This is a genomic window from Dietzia maris (assembly GCF_014144855.1).
Classification (GTDB): domain Bacteria; phylum Actinomycetota; class Actinomycetes; order Mycobacteriales; family Mycobacteriaceae; genus Dietzia; species Dietzia kunjamensis.
Genome location: NZ_JAALDN010000194.1, coordinates 1 through 3,527, shown reverse-complemented (window position 1 = coordinate 3,527; position 3,527 = coordinate 1). Strand labels below are relative to the sequence as shown.

Annotated in this window: 2 protein-coding genes and 1 tRNA gene; all 3 read left to right on the top strand. The window is 70.9% G+C overall.

Annotated elements, in window-relative coordinates:
* The first annotated feature begins 139 nt into the window (after window positions 1-139).
* The 3 genes from G6024_RS07035 to G6024_RS07025 all read left to right on the top strand — a co-directional run bounded on the left by G6024_RS07035 (window position 140) and on the right by G6024_RS07025 (window position 3,491).
* Window positions 140-1,123 carry a metallophosphoesterase gene (locus tag G6024_RS07035; RefSeq protein WP_159148361.1) on the top strand — a complete coding sequence of 328 codons (984 nt, stop codon included), beginning with the start codon at window positions 140-142 and terminating at the stop codon, window positions 1,121-1,123.
* 52 nt (window positions 1,124-1,175) lie between these two features.
* Window positions 1,176-1,249, top strand: a tRNA-Pro gene (locus G6024_RS07030).
* A gap of 160 nt (window positions 1,250-1,409) precedes the next feature.
* The gene (locus G6024_RS07025; protein WP_159148360.1) at window positions 1,410-3,491 is read left to right on the top strand and encodes an acyl-CoA dehydrogenase family protein; all 2,082 of its coding nucleotides are present in this window, start codon (window positions 1,410-1,412) and stop codon (window positions 3,489-3,491) included.
* The last annotated feature ends 36 nt before the right edge of the window (window positions 3,492-3,527 follow it).

Genomic DNA, 3,527 nt, shown 5'->3' with positions numbered 1-3,527 from the left:
ACCGGCGCGCCGGGGCAGGGCGCCTCCGGCCCGGGGGCGCCGGTCGGGGACGAACCCATCGTGCTCAACGTGCCGGGCCTGGCCCCCATCACCATCTCGCCGCCGCGGTGACCCCGCCCGGCGTCGGTAGTCTGGACTGATGTCACGCCCTTCACGCAAGACCCGGGTTTCGACGACCTCCCCCGCCCGCGCGGCGGCCGTCCTCGCCGGGGCGGTCGTGGCGGGAACCGTGTACGCCACGGGCTGGGAGCGCAACGCCTTCACGCTGCGCCGCCACTCCCTGCCGCTGCTCGCGCCCGGGTCGCAGCCCCTGACGATCCTCCACGTCTCGGACCTGCACATGATGCCCGGCCAGAAGCGCAAGCAGCAGTTCGTCAACTCGCTGGCGGAGTTGGAGCCCGACCTGGTCGTCAACACCGGCGACAACCTCTCCGACGCCCGGGCGGTGCCCTCCGTGGTCCAGGCCCTCGGGCCACTGCTCGACCGGCCCGGGGCGTTCGTGTTCGGCTCCAACGACTACTACGCGCCGGTCCCCAAGAGCCCGCTGCCATACATCGGGATCGGCCGCCAGAAGCACTCGGCCGTCCCGCTGCCGTGGCGGGATCTCAGGGCCGCCTTCAACGAGCGGGGCTGGGTCGACGCCACCCACCAGCGCGCGGAGATCGCGGTCGACGGCCGTAGCGTGCTGGTCGCGGGTGTCGACGACCCCCACATCGGACGGGACCACTACAACGAGATCGCCGGACCCGCCGGGCCCGCCTTCGACCTGCGGATCGGGTTGCTGCACTCGCCGGAGCCACGCGTGCTGGACCGGTTCGACGCCGACGGGTACGACCTCGCGCTCGCGGGGCACACCCACGGTGGTCAGCTCTGCCTCCCGACCGGTGCGATCGTCACCAACTGCGGCATCGACCGCTCGCGGGCCCAGGGCCTGTCCGCGTGGGGGCGGAACCTGGTGTTGCACGTCTCCGCCGGCCTGGGCACCTCTCCGTACGTGCCGGTTCGGACGTTCTGCCGCCCGGAGGCGACCCTGCTGGAACTGGTCGCCGCCCCCGGTGGTGGCGGAGAGGGATCCGAGGTCCCTGTGACCCCGCAACGGGTGAAGGTGCCCCTGCCGGTCTGACCCGGTTTCGCGATTCCGGCGGCGGGGCGCTAGAGTATCCCTCGTTGTCGACCGGGGTGTGGCGCAGCTTGGTAGCGCGCTTCGTTCGGGACGAAGAGGCCGTGGGTTCAAATCCCGCCACCCCGACAATGCGAGGGCCCGGATCACGTCAGTGATCCGGGCCCTCGGTCTTTTCGTGCCCTCGGCCATTTCGTGCCGTGCCCTCGGGTTGCCCCTGCCGTGGTGCCGCCGACGTGGGGCCGCTCTTCCGGTGCACAGCGGCGCGGACTCTCCGTAGAGTCGTGTCATGACCTCCGAGACCGACGTCCAGAACGCCGCCGCCGCAGGGGACAGTGCACCCGGGGCCGGCCCGGCCGTGCACCCGAACTACGGCCGCATCACCACCACCGGGGCGGGGGACGCGGTCCTCGCGGCCTCGCTGCAGAAGGTCCTCGACGGGACCTGGGCCGATGCCCGCGAGTTCACGCGCGAGGCCATGACCCCGGACATGCTCAACCCGATCGGGCTGGGCATGGAGGAGCATCGCGACCATGTACTGGCGCAGCTCCAGCGCCTGGCCGACTCCGGGATGCCCAAGCTGGGGTTCCGCGAGGAGGACGGCGGGACCGGTGACACCGGTGGGGCGCTGACGTCCTTCGAGATGCTCGGCCACCTCGACCTGTCCCTCATGGTCAAGGCCGGCGTCCAGTGGGGCCTGTTCGGCGGCGCGATCGCCAACCTCGGCGACTCCGAGACCCGTAAGAAGTACCTGCCGGACGTCATGTCCCTGGACCTGCTCGGCTGCTTCGCCATGACCGAGGTCGGCGGCGGCTCGGATGTGCAGAACCTGGAGACTACGGCGACGTTCGATCGTGAGACCGGCGAGTTCGTCGTCAACACCCCCACGCCCAGCGCGGAGAAGGCCTACATCGGCAACGCCGCCCGCGACGGCCGGATGGCGGCCGTGTTCGCCCAGCTGATCACGACCGCGGACGACGGCGGGGAACTCCGCCACGGCGTCCACTGCCTGCTCGTGCCGATCCGCGACGAGGCCGGTAACGACCTGCCGGGGGTGCGCACCACCGACCACGGCCCCAAGGGTGGGCTTGCGGGCGTCGACAATGGCAAGATCTGGTTCGACGACGTGCGGGTTCCGCGCGAGGCACTGCTCGACCGCTTCGGCGCCGTCGACGCCGACGGGGAGTACTCCTCCCCCATCGATTCGGTCGGCGCCCGATTCTTCACCATGCTCGGCACGCTCATCCGCGGCCGGGTGTCCGTGGGCGCGGCGGCCGGGGCGTCCGCGCGCACGGCGCTGGCGCTGGCCGTGCGGTACTCACTGGTCCGCCGGCAGTTCGACCACCCGGAGACCGGCAAGGGCATCCCGCTACTGGAGTACCGCGAGCACCAGCGTCGGCTCATGCCGCGGGTCGCCCGCGCGTACGCGTTCGCGTGCGCCCAGAACGCGATCATCCTCGAACTGGACGAGTTCGAGAAGAACCCGGAGGCCTTCGACGAGGTCCGTCGCCGCGAGATGGAGACCCACGCCGCGGGCATCAAGGCCTCGGTCACGGCGTTCGCCAACGACACGATCATCGAGGCCCGCCTGGCCTGCGGCGGCGCCGGCTACATGGCGGAGAACCTGCTCACGGAGATGCGCAAGGACTGCGACGTCTTCTCGACCTTCGAGGGCGACAACGTGGTGCTCACCCAGTTGGTGGGCAAGGAGCTCCTGAGCTCCTACGCCGCGGACTTCGGCGACATGGACCAGCGCGAGACCGTCGCGTTCGCCCTGAGCACGGCCGTCGACGTGGTGCAGGAGAAGGCCCGCGCCTCCACCCTGTGGCAGAAGCTCGTCGACGCCGTGACCGACCGCGAGCACACCGACCTGCTCGACCGCGGCAACCAGCTCCAGCTCCTAGTCGACCGCGAGGAGCACCTGCTGGAGACGGTCGCGCGCCGGCTGCGTAAGGCGCAGGGCCAGGACGGTTCGGCGGCGTTCAAGGTCTTCAACTCGGCGCAGGACCATCTCCTGCAGGCCGGTCGCGCCCACATGGACAGCTGGGTGTTCGCCCGGTTCGCCGAGGCCGTGGAGGCCTGCGAGGACCCGGAGGCCAGGGAGGTCCTCGGGATGTTGTGCGACCTGTACGTGCTCGACATCGTGGACGGCGACAAGGGCTGGTTCCTCGAGCACAACCGCCTGACGACCGAGCGGACGAAGGCGGCCACCGCGGCCCGCAACCGTCTCTGCACCAAGTTGGCCGGCCGGGCGCGCACGCTGGTCGACGCCTTCGCGATCCCCGAGTTCGTCTTCAGCGTCCCCATGCTCACCGACGGTGGCGTGGACACGATCACCGACGAACACGAGGTCGTCGGGCTGGCCGACTGAGCCCTCGCCCGGCCCCGTCATCGCGAAGAGCGTTTC